This window comes from Geodermatophilus sp. SYSU D00742 (genome assembly GCF_054049935.1).
In genome coordinates this window covers 147,913-167,121 of the sequence record NZ_JBJGYJ010000007.1, presented here as the reverse complement: position 1 = coordinate 167,121, position 19,209 = coordinate 147,913, and the positions used below count along the sequence as shown (strand labels likewise).

13 protein-coding genes are annotated in these 19,209 nt (G+C 74.5%); 11 read left to right on the top strand and 2 right to left on the bottom strand.

Features of this window, described 5'->3' with window-relative positions:
- Positions 1–33 precede the first annotated feature (33 nt).
- Positions 34–2,046, bottom strand: a complete 2,013-nt coding sequence (locus ACI78V_RS07495; RefSeq protein ID WP_456850202.1) for an alpha-1,4-glucan--maltose-1-phosphate maltosyltransferase — start codon at positions 2,044–2,046, stop codon at positions 34–36.
- Positions 2,047–2,190: 144 nt separating this feature from the next.
- On the opposite strand from ACI78V_RS07495, the gene glgP reads away from it, so the two are divergent.
- The gene (gene glgP / locus ACI78V_RS07490; protein ID WP_456850201.1) at positions 2,191–4,740 is read left to right on the top strand and encodes an alpha-glucan family phosphorylase; all 2,550 of its coding nucleotides are present in this window, start codon (positions 2,191–2,193) and stop codon (positions 4,738–4,740) included.
- 166 nt (positions 4,741–4,906) lie between these two features.
- Positions 4,907–5,878 carry an FHA domain-containing protein gene (locus ACI78V_RS07485; RefSeq protein ID WP_456850200.1) on the top strand — a complete coding sequence of 324 codons (972 nt, stop codon included), beginning with the start codon at positions 4,907–4,909 and terminating at the stop codon, positions 5,876–5,878.
- 241 nt (positions 5,879–6,119) lie between these two features.
- Here the strand turns inward: ACI78V_RS07485 and glgX are convergent, their stop codons facing one another.
- Complete coding sequence (glgX, locus tag ACI78V_RS07480; protein ID WP_456850199.1) at positions 6,120–8,258, bottom strand: glycogen debranching protein GlgX; 2,139 nt, start codon at positions 8,256–8,258, stop codon at positions 6,120–6,122.
- 74 nt (positions 8,259–8,332) lie between these two features.
- On the opposite strand from glgX, the gene ACI78V_RS07475 reads away from it, so the two are divergent.
- From ACI78V_RS07475 to ACI78V_RS07435, 9 genes are all read left to right on the top strand, one after another.
- Positions 8,333–9,124 carry an ABC transporter ATP-binding protein gene (locus ACI78V_RS07475; protein ID WP_456850198.1) on the top strand — a complete coding sequence of 264 codons (792 nt, stop codon included), beginning with the start codon at positions 8,333–8,335 and terminating at the stop codon, positions 9,122–9,124.
- 101 nt (positions 9,125–9,225) lie between these two features.
- Positions 9,226–10,830: a hypothetical protein gene (locus ACI78V_RS07470; protein WP_456850197.1), complete on the top strand. Its 1,605-nt coding sequence runs from the start codon at positions 9,226–9,228 to the stop codon at positions 10,828–10,830.
- A 76-nt stretch (positions 10,831–10,906) separates the two neighbouring features.
- Positions 10,907–12,436 (top strand): NAD(P)/FAD-dependent oxidoreductase, encoded by a 1,530-nt coding sequence (locus tag ACI78V_RS07465; protein ID WP_456850196.1) that lies wholly within the window; start codon positions 10,907–10,909, stop codon positions 12,434–12,436.
- Between the two features lie 13 nt (positions 12,437–12,449).
- Positions 12,450–14,051 carry a glycosyltransferase family 39 protein gene (locus ACI78V_RS07460; protein ID WP_456850195.1) on the top strand — a complete coding sequence of 534 codons (1,602 nt, stop codon included), beginning with the start codon at positions 12,450–12,452 and terminating at the stop codon, positions 14,049–14,051.
- 40 nt (positions 14,052–14,091) lie between these two features.
- Complete coding sequence (locus tag ACI78V_RS07455; protein ID WP_456850194.1) at positions 14,092–14,877, top strand: enoyl-CoA hydratase/isomerase family protein; 786 nt, start codon at positions 14,092–14,094, stop codon at positions 14,875–14,877.
- Between the two features lie 122 nt (positions 14,878–14,999).
- Entirely contained in the window at positions 15,000–16,160 is a 1,161-nt protein-coding gene (locus tag ACI78V_RS07450) for an extracellular solute-binding protein (RefSeq protein ID WP_456850193.1), read from the top strand.
- Positions 16,136–17,098: an ABC transporter permease gene (locus ACI78V_RS07445; RefSeq protein WP_456850192.1), complete on the top strand. Its 963-nt coding sequence runs from the start codon at positions 16,136–16,138 to the stop codon at positions 17,096–17,098. The genes ACI78V_RS07450 and ACI78V_RS07445 overlap by 25 nt, the downstream gene beginning before the upstream one ends.
- Positions 17,095–17,979 carry an ABC transporter permease subunit gene (locus ACI78V_RS07440; RefSeq protein WP_456850191.1) on the top strand — a complete coding sequence of 295 codons (885 nt, stop codon included), beginning with the start codon at positions 17,095–17,097 and terminating at the stop codon, positions 17,977–17,979. Before ACI78V_RS07445 ends, ACI78V_RS07440 begins: the two co-directional genes overlap by 4 nt.
- Entirely contained in the window at positions 17,976–19,106 is a 1,131-nt protein-coding gene (locus tag ACI78V_RS07435; RefSeq protein WP_456850190.1) for an ABC transporter ATP-binding protein, read from the top strand. The genes ACI78V_RS07440 and ACI78V_RS07435 overlap by 4 nt, the downstream gene beginning before the upstream one ends.
- The last annotated feature ends 103 nt before the right edge of the window (positions 19,107–19,209 follow it).

Sequence of the window (19,209 nt, the reverse complement as noted above, 5' to 3'; positions counted from 1 at the left end):
GTGGCCCGCGTGCGGGGGGACGCGGGTCCTCTGTCAGGCGACCGGCGGCGGCACCTGGACCGCGCGGGGGTAGGTGACGGAGAAGACGTGCGCAGGCTCCCGGTAGGGGTCGAGCTCCAGGTAGTTGAACTGGCCCCAGTCGTAGCTCGCGCCGTTCAGCTCGTCGGTCACGGTGAACCGCTCGTACCACTCCAGCCCGAGCGCGGGCAGGTCCAGGGCGGTGGTGCCGATCTGGGTGTGGTGGCTGGAGAGGTTGACCACCACGATGACGGCGTCCTGGGAGCCCGGGTCGGTCTTGGAGAAGCAGATCAGGTTGGGGTTGTCCACGCCGTGGAACCGCAGCGTGCGCAGCTGCTGCAGGGCCGGGTGGGCGCGACGGATCTCGTTGAGTCGGCGGAGGTAGGGCGCGAGGCTGCGCCCGGAGGCCTCGGCCGCGGCCCAGTCCCGCGGCCGCAGCTGGTACTTCTCGCTGTCCAGGTACTCCTCGCTGCCCGGGCGGACGGCGACGTGCTCGAACAGCTCGAAGCCGGAGTAGACGCCCCAGGTGGGGCTCATCATCGACGCGAGCACGGCCCGGATCTTGAACATCGGCGGGCCGCCGAACTGCAGCGACTCGTGGAGGATGTCCGGGGTGTTCACGAAGAAGTTCGGCCGCATGTAGTGGCAGTTGCGGGCCAGCTCGCGGCCGTAGTCCTCGAGCTCGCCGCGCTGGGTCCGCCACGTGAAGTACGTGTAGGACTGCGTGTACCCGAGGCGGGCGAGCTGGTGCATCATCGCCGGCCGGGTGAAGGCCTCGGCGAGGAACAGCACGTCGGGGTCGGTCTCCTTGACCGTCCAGATCAGCCAGTGCCAGAAGTCCAGCGGCTTGGTGTGCGGGTTGTCCACGCGGAAGATGCGCACGCCGGCGTCGATCCAGACCCGGATCACCCGCAGGCACTCGGCGTAGATGCCCTCGGGGTCGTTGTCGAAGTTGATCGGGTAGATGTCCTGGTACTTCTTCGGCGGGTTCTCCGCGTAGGCGATGGTGCCGTCGGGCTTGGTGGTGAACCACTCCGGGTGGCTCTTCACCCACGGGTGGTCCGGCGCCGCCTGCAGCGCGAAGTCCAGCGCCACCTCCATGCCCAGCTCACGGGTGCGGGCGACGAAGGCACGGAAGTCGTCCATGGTGCCCAGCTGCGGGTGGACGGCGTCGTGCCCGCCCTCGTCGCTGCCGATGGCCCACGGTGAGCCGACGTCGTCCGGACCCGGCGTGAGGGTGTTGTTGCGCCCCTTGCGGTTGACCTTGCCGATCGGGTGGATCGGCGGCAGGTAGACCACGTCGAAGCCCATGTCGGCGACCGCCGGCAGCCGGTCGGCGGCGGTGGTGAAGGTGCCGTGGGTGGGCGTGCCGCCGACGACGGGGCCCTCCGAGCGGGGGAAGAACTCGTACCAGGAGCCGTAGAGGGCCCGCGGCCGGTCGACCCACACCTCGTACCGCGGCCCGGGCGTGACCAGCTCCCGGACGGGGTGCTCGTGCAGGTACTCCTGCAGCCCGGCGGCCAGCGCCGGGGCCACCCGGGCGGTCAGCTCCCGTGAGGTGTCGCGCAGCGCGGCGGCGGCGTCGGTGACCCGCCCGCGCCACTCGCCGGAGGCCCCGGCGGCGACCCGGTCGAGCAGCCGCGCGCCCTCCTCGAGGTCGTTGGCGAGGTCCTCGGGGCCCTGGCCGGCCTCGATCTTCACCTCGACGGCGTGGTGCCAGGTCGCCAGCGGGTCGCTCCACGCCTCGACCTGGTAGGTCCACATCCCCTCCCGGTCGGGGACGACCGTCGTGATCCACCGGTCCGGCTCGGGCCCGAAGCGGGCCATGCGGCGCAGCGGCTGCGCGGCGCCGTCCGCTCCGGGCGGGGTCCAGACGACGTTGGCCGCGACGGCGTCGTGGCCCTCGCGGAAGACGGTGGCGGTGATCGGCAGGTGTTCGCCGACCACGGCGCGGGCCGGGAAGGACCCGCAGGCAACGACGGGGGCGACATCGGTGATGCCGAGACGGAGGTCAGCGCGGCGAGTCATCGCGGCCACGCTATCGATCCCGCGGCGCGCGGGCATGTCGGCGGCGGACCCGGCAGCGACGCTCGGGTGGGCACCGTGCCGCCCCCGTGGGCACCCCACCGGCGACGGCCTGTGGCCGGGCCCGGCCCTGGTTAGTCTCGGCCCGTGCGTGCTCTCCGTCGGTTCACCGTCCGTGCGTCGCTCCCCGAGGAGCTGATGCCGCTGTCGCAGCTCGTGACGAACCTGCGCTGGTCGTGGCACCCCGAGACCCGCGACCTGTTCGAGGCCCTCGACCCGAACCTGTGGAGCACCTGCAACGGGGACCCGGTGAAGGTCCTCGGCGAGGTGTCGGCGCAGCGGCTGGCCGCGCTGGCCAGGGACCGTCGCTTCCTGCGCCGGCTGCAGGACGTCGTCGACGACCTGCAGGAGTACCTGTCGGGCCCGCACTGGTACCAGTCCCTCGGGGCCGACGCGCCGGCGTCCATCGCGTACTTCTCCGCGGAGTTCGGCATCACCGAGGTGCTGCCGCAGTACTCCGGCGGCCTGGGCATCCTCGCCGGCGACCACCTCAAGGCCGCCTCCGACCTCGGCGTCCCGCTCATCGGGGTGGGCCTGCTGTACCGCGCCGGCTACTTCGAGCAGGGGCTGTCCGCCGACGGCTGGCAGCTCGAGCGCTACCCCGCGCTGGACCCGCACGGGCTGCCGGTGAAGCTGCTGCGCCAGCCCGACGGCTCGGCGGTCGTCATCACCGTGCCGCTGCCCGAGGGGCGGACCCTGCACGCCCACGTCTGGCGCGCCCAGGTGGGCCGGGTCTCGCTGCTGCTCCTCGACAGCGACATCGAGGAGAACGCGCCCGCCGAGCGGGGCGTCACCGACCGGCTCTACGGCGGGGACGAGGACCACCGGCTGCGCCAGGAGATGCTGCTGGGCATCGGCGGCGTCCGTGCTCTACGCGCCTACTGCTCGCGCACCGGCACCCCGCAGCCGGAGGTCTTCCACGCCAACGAGGGCCACGCCGGCTTCCAGGGCGTGGAGCGGATCCGCGAGCTGACCGAGTCACACGGGCTGTCGTTCGCCGAGGCGCTGCAGGCGGTGCGGGCGGGCACCGTGTTCACCACCCACACACCGGTGCCGGCCGGCATCGACCGCTTCCCGCGCGCGCTCATCGAGCGCTACTTCGCCGGCTTCGGCGTCCCGCTCGACCAGCTGATCCCGCTGGGCGCCGAGGAGGACCCCACCAAGTTCAACATGGCCCACATGGGCCTGCGGCTGGGCCAGCGTGCCAACGGCGTCAGCCAGCTGCACGGGCACGTCAGCCGGTCGATGTTCCGCAACCTGTGGCCGGGCTTCGACGAGGGCGACGTGCCGATCGGCTCGATCACCAACGGCGTGCACGCCCCCACGTGGACCGCCCGGGAGCTGGTCGACCTGGGCAGCCAGGCCAGCAGCCAGGGCGACCCCGTGGAGGCGGAGGGCGCGGCGCACTTCGACGGCGTCGACCGCATCTCCGCCGGTGAGCTGTGGAGCACCCGCCGTCTGCTTCGTGGCCGGCTGGTCGAGGAGGTGCGCCGGCGGCTGCGCGACACCGCGCTGTCGCGGGGCGCGGCGGAGTCGGAGGTGGGCTGGACCGCGACCGCCTTCGACCCCGACGTGCTCACCATCGGCTTCGCCCGCCGGGTGCCCTCGTACAAGCGGCTGACGCTGATGCTGCGCGACCCCGAGCGGCTCAAGGCCCTGCTGCTGGACCCGGAGCGGCCCGTCCAGCTGGTCATCGCGGGCAAGAGCCACCCGGCCGACGACGGCGGCAAGCAGCTGATCCAGCAGATGGTGAAGTTCGCCGACGACCCCGAGATCCGGCACCGCATCGCCTTCCTGCCCGGCTACGACATCGGCATGGCCCGCTACCTCTACTGGGGCTGCGACGTCTGGCTGAACAACCCGCTGCGCCCGCTGGAGGCCTGCGGCACCTCCGGCATGAAGGCCGCGCTCAACGGCGGGCTGAACCTCTCCATCCGCGACGGGTGGTGGGACGAGTGGTTCGACGGCCAGAACGGCTGGGCCATCCCCACCGCCGACGGCGTCAGCGACGCCGACCGGCGGGACGAGATCGAGGCGCGGGCGATCTACGACCTGCTGAGCAACCAGGTGCTGCCGCGCTTCTACGAGACCGACCGCGACGGCATCCCCACCCGCTGGGTCGAGATGGTGCGCCACACCCTGCGCGAGACCGGACCCAAGGTGCTGGCCACCCGCATGGTCCGCGACTACGTGCAGCAGCTGTACGTGCCGGCGGCCGGCTCCGCCCGCGCGATGGCCGACAGCGGCTACGGCGCGGCCCGGACCGAGGCCGGCTGGCGGGCGCACCTGCTCGACCACTGGAACGCCGTCCGGGTCGCCCACGTCGAGGCGACCGGCGCCGGGGACACCCCCGAGATCGGGTCCACGCTGGCGCTGCGCGCGGAGGTGGAGCTGCCCGGCCTCACCCCCGCCGACGTCCAGGTGCAGGCGGCGTACGGGCGGGTCGACGACGCCGACGGGCTGCACGAGGTGACCACGCTGCCGATGACGCACGAGCACACCGACGGCTCCCGGCACTGGTTCACCGCGACCCTGCCGCTGGAGCGCACGGGCGCGTTCGGCTACACCGTGCGGGTGCTGCCGAACTCCCCGCACCTGGCCGACCCGGCCGAGCTCGGCGTGGTCGCCAGCGCCTGAGGGAGGGCGCTCGCGGCGGGACCCGGCAGGGGGCCGGGCGCCCGGGGCGGGGCCCCGGAGGGCACAACCGTCACGCCGGTCGCACCGGTCCCGGGCGCGGTGCGGCGTGTCGGCGTGGCGCGTCGCCGGTCCGCCTCCTCGTGCCTGAGGTCATTAGGCTTGCGCCATGCCCGACCGCTGTGAAGTCCTGCCCGGAGACTCCGTCGTCGCCCGACGCGGAGGCGGTCTGCTGTGGGTCGACGCGCCGGGGGCGCCGGCGCTCGTCGCCGCCCTGCACGCCTGCCTGGGGGTCTCCGGCCCCGGCGCCGAGCGCGTGCTCGGCGCGGTCGCGGGTCAGGTGGCGTCGCTGGGCGGCAGCTCGGCGTCCTTCGCGCTGGTCCTGGTCGACACCGCGGGTGGCACGGGCACCGGTGTGGCGCTGTGGTGCGGCAAGGGCCAGCCCGCGGTCGACGGCGTCCCGGTCTCCGGCACGTCGGTCGACGGCTGCACGCTCGCCACCGGCTTCCAGCTCGGGCAGACCCTCTACGTGGGCCCCGGCCAGCCGGTGCCGTCCATGCCCCCCGGTGTGGCCTACGACCTGGTCGAGGGCACCGTCCCCGGGTCCGGCGCGATGCTGCAGCTGGCCGCGGCCGCGCACGCCTCGTCGGCCGCGGTGCCGTCGTCCCCGGCGGCGTCGTCGTTCACCGCCGGCTCCGACGCCGGCTTCGGCAGCTCCGGTCACGGCGCCACGGCGGCCGCGCCCCAGGAGTCGGACGGCGGTGAGGCGACCGCCTTCTGGAAGCCCGAACCGGCCGCGGCACCGATCCTGCGTTTCGACGACGGCCTGGTCGTGACCGTCGACGAGGACCTCGTCCTCGGCCGGCGGCCCGACAACCACGAGCTGGTCACCGCCGGTTCGGCGCGGCCGGTGCCGATCGCCGACACCCAGAACGTGCTGTCCTCGGCCCACGCCGCGATCCAGCGCAACGGCCGGGAGGTCTCGCTGGTCGACCTCGGCTCGCTCAACGGCACGCACGTCGCGGGTCCGGAGGCCACCGAGTGGACCCAGCTCGAGCCCGGCGTCGCCCACCCGCTCTCCGACGGTGACCGCCTGCTGCTCGGCTGGACGGTCATCACCTTCGAGCAGGTCCAGGACTGAGGGAGGAACCCCGTCCGCCCCGCCCTCCGCACGCCGGGGGCGGGAGCCGGGACGGGGCCGTCCGCTGCCCGTGTCCCGGTGGGGAGGCCCTCCGGGCCCCCGCGACCGGTCCGCCCGCGGCCAGGAGCCGTCGCCTGCGTCCCTCGCGCACCGCGGGCCCGGTGGGACCGGCACCGCACGGGAGCCGACTGCGGTGTGTGCCCGGAGCACGGCGGGGTCGGGACCCCGCGGGGTGCCGCGGTCAGGGACGGCGGAGCACGCGCAGCAGCCAGAGACTGCGCGGGGGCATCTCCAGCGGGCCCGGGGCGACGAACGCCGGCGTGGGTGGCGCGCCGGTCGGGAACTCCGTCGAGACGACGAACTCGTAGCCGTCCGACCAGGGCGGCCCCGGCAGGTGCACGGTGACCGGCTCGGGCCCGGCGTGCACCTGCAGCAGGTAGGAGTCGTCCTGGACCGGGCGGCCGCGCTCGTCGCGGTGCCGGATGCCCCGCCCGTCCAGGTACATCCCGATCGTCTGCAGCCCGGTGTCGAACCAGTCCGCGGTGGTCAGCTGCTCGCCGCCGGGGGCGAACCAGGCGAGGTCCCGGGTCCCGCCGGTGCCGGGGATCTCGTGGCCCTCGAAGAAGGCCTCCTGCCGCAGGACCGGCGACGAGCGGCGCAGCCCCACGATGCGGGCCACGAAGGTGAGCAGGTCCGTGTCGACGGCGTCCCAGTCGATCCAGGAGATCTCGTTGTCCTGGCAGTAGGCGTTGTTGTTGCCCTGCTGGGTGCGGCCGAGCTCGTCGCCGGCGGTGAGCATCGGGACCCCGGTCGACAGCAGCAGCGTGGCCAGGTGGTTGCGCACCTGCCGGGCCCGGAGTGCGGTGGTCCCCGGGTCGTCGGTGGGACCCTCCACGCCGCAGTTCCAGTTCCGGTTGTGGCTCTCGCCGTCCCGGTTGTCCTCGCCGTTGGCCTCGTTGCGCTTGTGCTCGTAGGTGACCAGGTCGGCCAGGGTGAACCCGTCGTGGGCGGTGACGAAGTTGATGCTGGCGAACGGCCGTCGCCCGTCGGAGCGGTAGAGGTCGGAGGAGCCGGTCAGCCGGTAGGCGAGGTCCCGGACACCCACGTGCGCACCGGACCACACGTCCCGCACGGTGTCGCGGTACTTGCCGTTCCACTCCGTCCACAGCGGCGGGAAGTTGCCGACCTGGTAGCCGCCCTCGCCGATGTCCCAGGGTTCGGCGATGAGCTTCACCTGGCTGACCACCGGGTCCTGGTGGACGACGTCGAAGAACGCCGAGAGCCGGTCGACGTCGTGCATCGAGCGGGCCAGCGCCGCGGCGAGGTCGAACCGGAAGCCGTCGACGTGCATCTCGGTGACCCAGTACCGCAGGGAGTCCATGAGCAGTGCCAGCACCGGCGGACGCCGGACGTCGAGGGTGTTGCCGCAGCCGGTGTAGTCGGTGTAGCGGGAGGGGTCGTCACCGGCGAGCCGGTAGTAGCCGCCGTTGTCGATGCCCTTGAACGACAGGGTCGGGCCGGTGTGGTCGCCCTCGGCGGTGTGGTTGTAGACGACGTCGAGGACGACCTCGATGCCGGCGGCGTGCAGCGCCTTGACCATCGCCTTGAACTCGGTCACCTGGCGGCCACCGGAGCCGGCCGAGCTGTAGGCGGCGTGCGGGGCGAAGTAGCCGAGGGTGTTGTAGCCCCAGTAGTTGGTCATGCCGCGGCGCAGCAGGTGGGGCTCGCTGACGAAGTGGTGCACCGGGAGCAGTTCGACCGCGGTCACCCCGAGGCGCTGCAGGTGCGCGATGAAGGCGGGGTGGGCCAGGCCCGCGTAGGTGCCGCGCAGCGCGGGCGGCACCTCGGGGTGGCGCATCGTCGCGCCCTTGACGTGCACCTCGTAGATGACGGTGTCCGACCACTTCGTGCCCGGACGCCGGTCGCCGTCCCAGGGGAAGGAGTCGTGGACGACCACCCCGCGGGGCACGTACGGCGCGGAGTCGTGCGGATCGGGGAGCACGGTGTCCGGCATCGACCGGACGTAGCCGTACAGCGCGGGGTGCAGGGTCAGCTCGCCGTCCACCGCGCGGGCGTAGGGGTCCAGCAGCAGCTTGGCCGGGTTGTACCGCGCCCCGGAACCGGGGTCGTAGCCGCCGTGCACCCGGTACCCGTAGCGGTGCCCGGGCCCGGCGCCGGGCAGCCGGCCGTGCCACACCTGGTGCGTGGTCTCCTGCAGCCGGTGACGGTGCTCGGTGCCGTCGTCGTCGAACAGGCAGAGGTCCACCGCGTGCGCGCCGGCCGACCAGAGGGCGAAGTTGGTGCCCGTACCGTCCCAGTGCGCCCCCAGCGGCGTGGGGGAGCCGGGCCAGACCGTGGCGTCGTCCGGGTTGCTGCGCACGGACTGATGGTGCCAACCCGACGCTCCCGGCGGGTGGAGGGCGGTCGATCCGGGCGGGTTGGTTGGATGGGGGTGTGTCGAGCGAGCCGGTCGTCGAGATGCACGGGGTGGACGTCGTCCGAGGGCAGGCCCACCTGCTGCGGGGGATCGACTGGACGGTCGAGGCCGACCAGCGCTGGGTGGTGCTGGGGCCCAACGGTGCGGGCAAGACGACGCTGCTGCAGCTGGCCGCCGCCCACATGCACCCCACCCGGGGCACGGTGCAGCTGCTGGGGGAGACCCTCGGTGCGGTCGACGTCTTCGAGCTCCGGCCGCGGATCGGCCTGACCAGCGCCGCGCTGGCCCAGCGCATCGAGCCCGGCGAGCGCACCGGCGACGTCGTCCTCTCGGCCGGGTACGCGGTCGTCGGCCGCTTCCGGGAGCGCTACGACGTCCACGACCTGACCCGCGCGGCGACGCTCATGCAGCAGTGGGGTGTGTCCCCGATGGCGCACCGCCCGTTCGGCACGCTGAGCGAGGGCGAGCGCAAGCGCGTGCAGATCGCCCGCGCGCTGATGCCCGACCCCGAGCTGCTGCTGCTCGACGAGCCGGGCGCGGGTCTGGACCTCGGCGGCCGGGAGGACCTCGTCAGCCGGCTGTCCGACCTCGCCCGCTACCTGTACGCGCCGGCCCAGGTCCTGGTCACCCACCACGTCGAGGAGATCCCGCCGGGCTACACCCACGCCCTGCTGCTGCGCGGCGGCGAGGTGGTGGCCGGCGGGCCGGTCGAGCAGGTGCTGACCCCGCAGACGCTGTCGGACACCTTCGGGCTGGCGCTGCACCTGCAGCGGTCCGACGGGCGCTGGACCGCCCGCCGCGCGGCCTGATGGAGGAGCCCCTCCCGGGTCCCCTCGCACGTCCGAGGGCACCCTGGAGGGGGTCCCCGGGCGTCGCCACGACGCTGCTCGCGGCGGTCCTCGTGCTGGGCGTGGCGGTGCAGCTGGTCCCGGTCCTCCTGCTCCCCACGCTGCCGACGCAGGACGGGCCGGCCCACGTGGCCGGCGCCTGGGTGCTCCTGCACTCCGGTGACGACGACGCCGTGGGCGCGCTGCTCCGGGAGCAGTACCTGGTCGACCTCGCCCCCGTCCCGAACATGCTCACCACCCTGGTGCTGGCCGGGCTGCTGCCGGTGGTCGGGCCCGACACCGCCGAGCGCGTGCTCGTCGCGGCCGTCGTGGTCGGGCTGGTCGCGGCGCTCGCCTACGCCGCGCGCGGGGTGTCGCGGCAGGCCTGGTGGCTGGGCGCGGCGGCCCTGCCGTTCGCCGGCGCCCACCTGCTCTCCTACGGCTTCTACAACTTCGCGCTCGGGGTGGTCGGCGCGCTGCTCGTCCTGGGCGCGGCCCTCCGCCGCCGGGCGGGGTGGTCGCCCGCGGCGGTCCTCGGCGTGGGGGCACTGGGCGTCCTCACCTGGACGGCGCACCTGCTGCCGTGGGCCGTCGGCGTGGGCGGGGTCCTGCTCCTCGCGCTGGCCCGCGCCCGGGCCGGCGTGCGGGGCGGGGCGGCGGTGCGGTCCGCCCTCGGGCGGCACGTCCTGCCCGCGGTCGTGGCCGTCCTGCCGAGCGCGGTGCTGACCGCCGTGTACCTCGCCGGCGGTGACGGACCCCCGGCCACGCCGGAGGGACGACCCTCGGTCGGGCGGCTGTGGGACCTGGTGCGTGGCGCCCGGCCGTTCGTCACCGACTGGGGCACCGACGGCGCCCCGGTGACCGTGGTGGCCGCCGCGGCGGTCGGGACGGCGGTGCTTCTGGTCCTCGGCGTGCTCGCCCTGCGGCGGACCCCGGCCGGTGGGCCGCACCGTGGAGTGCTCGGCGTGCTGCTCGCCGGGTCGGTCCTGGCCGTCTGGCTCACGCCGCGGCGCCTGGGGGCGGACTTCGGCTTCCTCGCCGACCGGCTGGCCTGGTTCCCGCCCCTCCTGCTCGCGTTGTGGGCGGCGACCCACCGGTGGAGCCGGCAGGTGACCGCGGTGGCCGTGGTCCTCCTCGTGACGGCCGCCTCCGTCGGGGCGCTCGCCCGGCTCCCGGCGCAGCGGGCGGCGGCGGCGGAGGTCGGGGAGCTGCTGTCGGTGGCCGGTGCGATCGCCCCTGCCTCGACCCTGGTCGTCCTGCGGTACAGCCGGTCGGCGGTCGCCACCGTCCCCGGGGTGCCCGATCCGCTGCGCCACGAGTCGAGCCGGCTGGCCGTCCGGGCCGGAGGGGTCGACGTCGGGCACTACGAGGCGGTCCACCCGTACTTCCAGGTGGCGTTCGACGAGCCGTCACTGTGGCGTCGCATGGCGCCGGACCTCGACACGCTGGAGCAGGTCCCGCCCGCGGTGCGGCTGGAGGCCGTCCGCGGGGACCTCGACGTCGTCGTGGTGCTGGGCCTGGACCGGGCGGAGGAGGAGGTGCGCGAGGCCGGCCGCACGCGCGCCGTCCTGGCCGAGCTGTCGGCGCACTACACCCGCGTGGCCACCTCCACGCCCACCGGGCTGGTGGAGGTCTGGCACGCCCGCCCGGGATCGGCGGTAGGTTCCGGCGCGGACCGGCCGGGGTAGGGCGCCCCCGTCGCGGGCCCGGACACCGGCGGAGGCCCGTACCACCGGCGGCGGCGCCGGGACGTTCGGAGGACGCGTGCAGGGATCATCGGCGGCACCCCGGCAGCACACCGTCGTCGTCGGCGCGGGGCCCGCCGGCCTGACCGCGGCCCACGAGCTCGTCCGGCGCGGCCTGCCGGTCACCGTCGTCGAGGCCGACACCGTCGTCGGCGGCATCAGCCGCACGGTGGAGCGGGACGGGTGGCGCTTCGACATCGGCGGGCACCGCTTCTTCACCAAGGTGCCGGCGGTCGAGCGCTGGTGGCACGAGATGCTCGACGACGACGAGTTCCTCTCCCGGCCCCGCCTCTCCCGGATCCACTACGCCGGCCGCCTCTTCGACTACCCGCTGCGGCCACTGAACGCCCTGCGCGGCCTGGGCCCGGTGGAGGCGGCCCGCTGCCTGGCCTCCTACGCGGCCGCCCGCCTGCGGCCCCCGCGCGACCAGAGCCACTTCGAGGGCTGGGTGTCGGCCCGCTTCGGGCGCCGGCTCTACGGGATCTTCTTCAAGACCTACACCGAGAAGGTGTGGGGCATCCCCGCCACCGACATCCAGGCCGACTGGGCGGCCCAGCGGATCAAGGACCTCGACCTGTGGCGGGCCGTGCTGCACGCGCTGCGCCCGACTGCCGGCCGGCAGATCACCACGCTCATCGACCGCTTCCAGTACCCGCGGACCGGCCCGGGGATGATGTGGGAGCGGACGCTGGAGCGGGTGCTGGACGCCGGGGCGACCGTCCACACCGGTGCCCGCTGCACCGGCGTCCACCGGGACGCCCGGGGTGCGGTCGCGGTGGACGTCGTCACCACCGGGGCCGGCGGGTCGCCGCGGCGCATCCCGGCCGACCACGTCATCTCCTCGATGCCGCTGCCCGAACTGGTGCTCGCGATGGACCCGCCCGCGCCGGCGCACGTCCGCGAGGCGGCCGCGGGGCTGTCCCACCGTGACTTCCTGACCGTGGCCCTGGTCGTCCCCGAGGAGGCCGGCTTCCCGGACAACTGGATCTACATCCACTCCCCGGAGGTCCGCGTCGGTCGGATCCAGAACTTCGGGAGCTGGTCGCCGTTCCTGGTCAAGGACGGGCGGACCTGTCTGGGCCTGGAGTACTTCGTCGACGAGGGCGACCGGATGTGGGAGTCCGACGACGAGGCGCTGGTGCGCCTGGCCACGAGCGAGCTGGCCCGGCTGGGGCTGGTCGACGCCGATCAGGTGGAGCGCGGCTTCGTGGTGCGGATGCCCAAGGCGTACCCGGTCTACGACGCCGGCTACGACGAGCGGGTGGACGTCATCCGGGAGTGGCTCGCGGAGGAGGTGCCCAACGTGCACCCGGTGGGCCGCAACGGCATGCACAAGTACAACAACCAGGACCACTCGATGGTGACGGCCATGCTGACCGTCGAGAACATCGCAGACGGCACCGCACACGACGTGTGGGCGGTGAACGTCGAGGAGGACTACCACGAGGGCGCCGTGGCGTCCGCGGCCGACGGCGACGCCACCACGCCCGCGTCCGGGACGGGACGGGACGCCCCCGTGCTGCCGCGGCGCCGCCCGCGTGCCGCCTAGACCCGACGGTGCGGTGAGCGCCGCACCGGCCGTGGCGGTGCGCAGCCGACCGCTGGCCAGGATCGGCACCCGGCTGGGCGAACGGTCCCGGGTCGGCGTCGTCGTCCCGGTGGTCGTGGCGGTCGCCGTCTGCGCCGGGGTGGTGGCCCGCTTCGTGGCACCCCCGGAGCTGTGGCTGGACGAGGCGCAGAGCGTCGCCATCGCGCGGCTGCCGCTGCCCGAGCTCCTGGCCGCGCTCGAGCAGGACGGTTCCCCGCCGCTGTACTACCTGCTGCTGCACGGCTGGATCACCCTGTTCGGCACCGGCACGGGAGCGGTCCGCGCCCTGTCCGGGTCGTTCGGTGTGCTGACCCTGCCGCTCGCCTGGCGCGTCGCCCGCCAGGTGGCCGGCCGCCGCACCGCGTCCGCCCTGGTCGTGCTCCTGGCGACCTCCCCGTTCCTCATCCGCTACGGCAGCGAGACGCGGATGTACGCGCTGCTGGTGCTGCTCACCGTGCTCGGCGCGATGGCCGTGCGGGCGGTGCTGCGCTCCCGCGGCGCGTGGCCGGTCCTGGCCCTGGGCGTGGTGACCGGCGGGCTGCTGCTCACGCACCTGTGGGCGGCGCACCTGGTCGCGGCGGCCGGACTGGTGGCCGTGGCTGCCCTGCGCACCCGGCGGCGGGCGGCGACCCGGGTGCTGACCGGGCTCGTCCTGGGGGTGGTGCTCTTCTCACCCTGGGTGCCCTCGCTGCTGGTCCAGCTGGCCCACACGGGGACGCCGTGGTCCCGGCTGCACGGACTCAGCGTGCTGCCCGTCGCGTTGGACGCCTGGCAGGGAGGGGGGCAGGTGCCGGCGCGCCTGCTGGGCGCCGCGCTGCTGGTGCTGGCGGTGGTGGGCGCGCTGGCTGTCCCCGCGGTCCGCCGTCCCGGGGTGCCCGTGGTGCTGCTGTCCCTGCGTCCGCGCCCGTGCCGAGCGGCGCTGCTGACCCTCACGCTCGGGACCCTCCTCGTGGCGGCGGCGGTCAGCGTCCTCACCGGCAGCGCGGTGTCGGCCCGCTACACCAGCGTCGCCGTCCTGCCGTTCCTGACCCTCGTCGCGCTGGGGACCGTGGCGCTGCCCAGCGTCCGCGCACGGGTCGTCGTCATGGCGGCGGTGGCCGGTCTGGGGCTGGCGACCGCGCTGCCCGGGCTGGACGCGCCTCGCACGCAGGCGGGGGAGGTGGCCCGCGCGCTGGCCGTGGCCCGGGCGGGGGACGTCGTCGTCTTCTGTCCCGACCAGCTCGGGCCGGCAGTACACCGGCTGGTGCCGTCCGACCGGGGGCTGCAGCTGGTCGTCCACCCGGACCTGCGGCCCGCCGACCGGGTGGACTGGACCGACTACGTCCGCCGCACCACCGGCACCCCCTCGGCCGCGGTGGCCGCCGACGTCCTCGACCGGGCCGCGGGGTCGGCGGTCTGGGTGGTCACCGGTACCGGCTTCTCCGTGCCGTCGCCCGGACGGTGCCGCGACCTCGTCGACGCCCTCGCCGGGGCGCGCGGCGAGCCGGACCTCGTGGTGGTACCCGACGACGAGGTGCCGGAGGACATGCGGCTCCACCACTTCCCGCCCGCGCCGCCGGGTCCCCCCGCTGGCTAAGGTGCGGCGACGACGTCGTCCACCCCCTGGGAGGCCATCCATGGCAGCGCCGGAGTTCGTGACCCTGCAGGTGGCGGACGGGGTGGGCACGATCCGCCTCGACCGTCCCAAGATGAACGCGATCGACGAGCAGCTGCACATGGAGGTGCGCGCCGCCGCGCTCGAGGCCGGTGAGCGCGAGGACGTCCGTGCGGTGGTGCTCTACGGCGGGGAGCGGGTCTTCGCCGCCGGCGCCGACATCAAGGCCATGTCCCAGCTCGACGGCCGCGGCATGGTCGCCTGGGGCCGCGAGCTCACCAACTCCTTCACCGCCGTCCAGCGCATCCCCAAGCCGGTCATCGCCGCCATCACCGGCTACGCCCTCGGCGGTGGCTACGAGCTGGCCCTGTGCGCGGACTTCCGGGTGATGGGCGCCGGGGCGAAGATCGGTCAGCCGGAGATCCTGCTCGGGATCATCCCCGGCGCCGGCGGTACCCAGCGGCTGGCCCGCCTGGTCGGACCCGCGAAGGCCAAGGACCTCGTCTTCACCGGCCGGCACGTCGGCGCCGAGGAGGCCGTGGAGATCGGGCTGGCCGACGCCGTCGTCCCCGACGACGAGGTGCGGTCCACCGCGGTGGCGATGGCCCGCAAGTTCGCCGCGGGCCCGCCGCTGGCACTGGCCGCGGCCAAGCGCGCCATCGACGAGGGCCTGGACCTGCCCCTCGAGGAGGGCCTGGCCCTCGAGAGCCGGCTGTTCGCCGAGCTGTTCGACACCGAGGACCAGCAGACCGGCATGCGCTCCTTCCTCGAGAGCGGCCCCGGCAAGGCGACGTTCACCGGCCGCTGAGCGGGCCGGGGCACCGGCCGTTCCCGGGATCGACACCCGCCGTCGGCGTGGGCGCCCCGTTCCGGACGGCCGCTCCCTGTCACGATCCCGGCAGCTCGACGGACCCACCCTGGAGGACAGACGTGCAGCGCAGCGCCCCGAGAAGATCCACCGTGCGGACGGCGGCCACCCTGGCCACCGCCGCCCTGGTCCTGGCCGCGTGCGGGGGTGGGGACGAGGGCTCCGGCGGCGGGGGCTCGGACAGCGACGCGGCGACCGCGACCTCGCTGCAGGACTTCGGTGACCTCGACGCCCTCGTGGAGGCCGCCCAGGCCGAGGGCACCCTCAACGTCATCGCCCTCCCGCCGGACTGGGCGAACTACGGCGAGATGATCGAGACCTTCAGCGAGACGTACGACATCGAGGTCGTCAGCGCCCTGCCCGACGGGTCCAGCCAGGACGAGCTCAACGCGGTGACCAGCCAGCGCGGCCAGGACCGCGCCCCGGACGTGCTCGACCTGGGCACCGCCTTCGCCCGGCAGGCCCAGGCCCAGGACCTGCTCGCCCCGTACCGGGTGCAGACCTGGGACGACATCCCCGAGGACCAGAAGGACCCCGAGGGCCACTGGTACAACGACTACGGGGGCTACATCTCCATCGGCTGCAACGCCACGGTCGTCGCGCAGTGCCCGACCACCTTCGCGCAGCTGCTGGACCCGCAGTACGCCGGCCAGGTCGCCCTCAACGGCAACCCGACGCAGGCGGCGGCTGCGTTCGCCGGCGTCTGGGCCGCCTCGCTGGCCAACGGTGGCAGCCTCGACGACATCGGCCCGGGCATCGACTTCTTCCGCCAGGTGAAGGACGCCGGCAACTGGAACCCCGTCGAGATCACCCCCGCGACGATCCTCAGCGGCGAGACCCCGATCTCCATCGACTGGGACTACAACAACGCCGCCCTCACCGACGACCTCACCGACCAGGGTGCCCGGTGGCAGGTCGCCGTCCCGACCGACGGCCTGTTCGGCGGCTACTACAGCCAGGCGATCAGCAAGTTCGCCCCGCACCCGGCCGCCGCGCGGTTGTGGCAGGAGTTCCTCTACAGCGACGAGGGCCAGAACATCTGGCTCAACGGTGGCGCGCGACCGGTGCGGCTGCCGGCGATGGAGGAGGCCGGCACGGTCGACACCGAGGCGCTGTCGGCGCTGCCGCCGGTCGAGGGCACCGCGGAGTTCCCGACCCAGGAGCAGGAGACCGCTGCCCAGCAGGCGGTTGCCGAGCGGTGGAACGCGGAGATCTCCGGCTGAGCACCGCAGCGGACACCCCGGTCCGGGACGGCGGCCCGCAGGCCACCGCCCCGGACCGGGCGCGCCCACCGGCGCGCCGGGGCGGGGGCGGCCGGCTGCTGGTCCGGCTCGCCGCCGTCCCGTTCTTCCTGTACGTGGCGGTCTTCCTGGTGCTGCCCGTCGTCGTCCTCGGGGTGGAGGCGTTCCGGGTCACCGACCCGGTGACGTTCGAGGAGGACTGGTCGGCGGCCAACCTCGCGACGATCACCGAGGGCGCCTACCGGCGGGCCTACGTCGGCAGCCTGCAGCTGTCGGCGATCACCGCGGTGCTCGGTGCGGGGCTCGGCCTGACGCTGGCGATCGCGGTGCTGCGGGCGCGCCGGGGCCGGCTGCTGCGCAGACTGGTGCTCACCGCCTCCGGCGTGCTGGCCAACTTCGGCGGCATCCCGCTGGCCTTCGCCTTCATCGCCACGATCGGCAACGCCGGCGTGGTCACCGCGCTGCTCACCGACACGCTCGGGCTGTCGGGCTTCTCGCTGTACTCGATGGCCGGGCTGGCGCTGGTCTACCTGTACTTCCTGGTCCCGCTGATGGTCCTGACCATCACGCCGGCACTGGAGGCACTGCGCCCGCAGTGGCGGGAGGCCGCGGACAACCTCGGGGCCAGCGGCTGGCAGTACTGGCGCCACGTCGGTGGGCCGGTCCTGGCGCCGCCGGTCATCGGGGCCACGATGCTGCTGTTCGCCTCGGCGTTCGCCGCCTACGCCACCGCCCGCGCGCTGGTGGGCAGCAGCATCCCGCTGGTCACCCTGCAGATCGCCGACGCCCTCTCCAGCAACGTCGTCGTCGGCTCGGAGAACCTGGGCAAGGCCCTGGCGCTGGGGATGGTCGTGCTCATCGGCCTGGTCATGGCCTTCTACGCCTGGGTGCAGCGCCGCACCCAGCGGTGGCTGTCATGACGATGGCCACCTCCGGCATCGCCGGCGCCGGCGGTGTCGCGCCCGCGGCGCCGGTCCGACCGGGACGGCGCGGGGCCGGCGCCTGGCGCTGGGCCGTCCTCGCGCTGTTCGGCCTCTACTTCCTGGTGCCGATCGCCGCCTCGCTGTGGTTCACGGTCCGCGACCGCGGCACGGGAGGGCTGACGGCGGAGAACTACGCGCGGATCCCGGGCGCGGAGGGGTTCGCCGAGACCTTCGGCCGCTCGCTGACCATCGCGGTGCTGACGGTCCTGCTGTCGCTGCTGCTCATGGTGCCGACCGTCGTCCTCGTCGAGCTGCGCCTGCCCCGCCTGCGGACGACGGTGGAGCTGCTCACCCTGCTCCCACTGGTGCTCCCGCCGATCGCCCTGGTCGTCGGCGTGCGCAGCGTGCTGGCGTGGGCCCCGGACCACTTCTTCGGCACCCCGCTGGCCGAGGTCTTCTTCGCCCTCCAGCGCCCGTCGCTGCCGTGGGTCCTCGTCTTCGTCTACGTCGTCCTCGCGCTGCCGTTCGTCTACCGGGCCCTGGACGCCGGGCTGCGCGGCACCGACCTGCGCACCCTCACCGAGGCCGCCCGCAACCTGGGGGCCTCCTGGCCACGGGTGCTGGTCTCGGTCGTGCTGCCGGTGCTGCGCACGTCGGTGCTCAACGCCTCGTTCCTCACCCTCGCCCTGGTGCTGGGGGAGTTCACCATCGCCCAGATCCTGGGCTTCCGGACGTTCCCGACGTGGATCCTGGAGATCTCCGGGTCCCAGCCACAGCTGTCGGTGGCGGTCTCGGTGCTCTCCCTGCTGCTGACCTGGCTGCTGCTGCTGCTGATCTCCGCGCTGGACCGCCGGCGGACGGGGAAGGAGTCCGCATGACCACCACCCCGGTCCCGGCGCGCGCCGCCGCGGCCCCCGACCTGCGCGAGCGCCCCGGCGTCGCCGTCCGGCTCGACGGCATCACCCGCCGCTACGGCTCGGTGCTGGCCCTCGACGGCCTGGACCTCGACGTCACCGGCGGCGAGTTCCTCGCGCTGCTGGGCCCGTCGGGCTGCGGGAAGACGACGGCGCTGCGGGCGATCGCCGGGTTCGAGCGGCCCGACAGCGGGCGGGTGCTGCTGGACGGCCGGGACGTCACCGGCGTCCCGGCCAGCAAGCGGGACATGGGGATGGTGTTCCAGGCCTACAGCCTCTTCCCGAACCTCACCGTCGCCGGCAACGTCGCCTTCGGCCTGCGGGTGCGCCGGCGCGGGCGGGGCGAGCAGCGGCGGCGGGCCGCCGAGCTCCTGGAGCTGGTCGGTCTGGCCGACCGCGGCGGCCACTACCCCCACCAGCTGTCCGGGGGTCAGCAGCAGCGGGTGGCGCTGGCCCGGGCGCTCGCCGTCGCGCCGCAGGTGCTGCTGCTGGACGAGCCGCTGTCGGCCCTGGACGCCCAGGTCCGGGTGCAGCTGCGGGAGGAGATCCGCCGCATCCAGCTCGAGCTCGGCATCACCACGGTCTTCGTGACCCACGACCAGGCCGAGGCCCTGTCGGTGGCCGACCGCGTGGGCGTGCTGCGGCAGGGGCGGCTGGAGCAGGTGGCCTCGCCCGACGAGCTGTACGAGCGGCCGGCGACGGCGTTCGTCGCCGAGTTCGTCGGCACGATGAACCGGCTGCCCGCCGAGCCCACCGACGGGGGGGTGCGCGTGCTCGGCGTCCGGCGGGCGGTGACCGGGGCGCTGCCGGCGTCGGGGGACGTGGTCGCGCTGGTGCGCCCCGAGTCGCTCACCGTCGCCGCCGACCCGGCCGGTGCCGGGCGGGTGGTGACACGCACCTTCTCCGGCGCGAGCACGCGCCTGGCGGTCGCCCTGCCCGGAGACCTCGAGGTCGCGGTGGATGTCGCGAGCGCCGAGAGCGCCGACCTGGTCCCCGGCACCGCGGTGACCGTCGTCCCCGCGGAGCGGCCCGTGCTGGTCGCCCCCGCCGAGCCGGTGGGGGGCGCGCCCGACCGCGACGGCGCGGCGTGACGGGGGTCACCGGGGCCGGGGAGGGCGTTCTCGTTACCCGGCGGTAACCTCCACTATCGGAGCAGGCGGGCGTGGGCCCGCGAGCCCCTGACCCCAGCGCGGA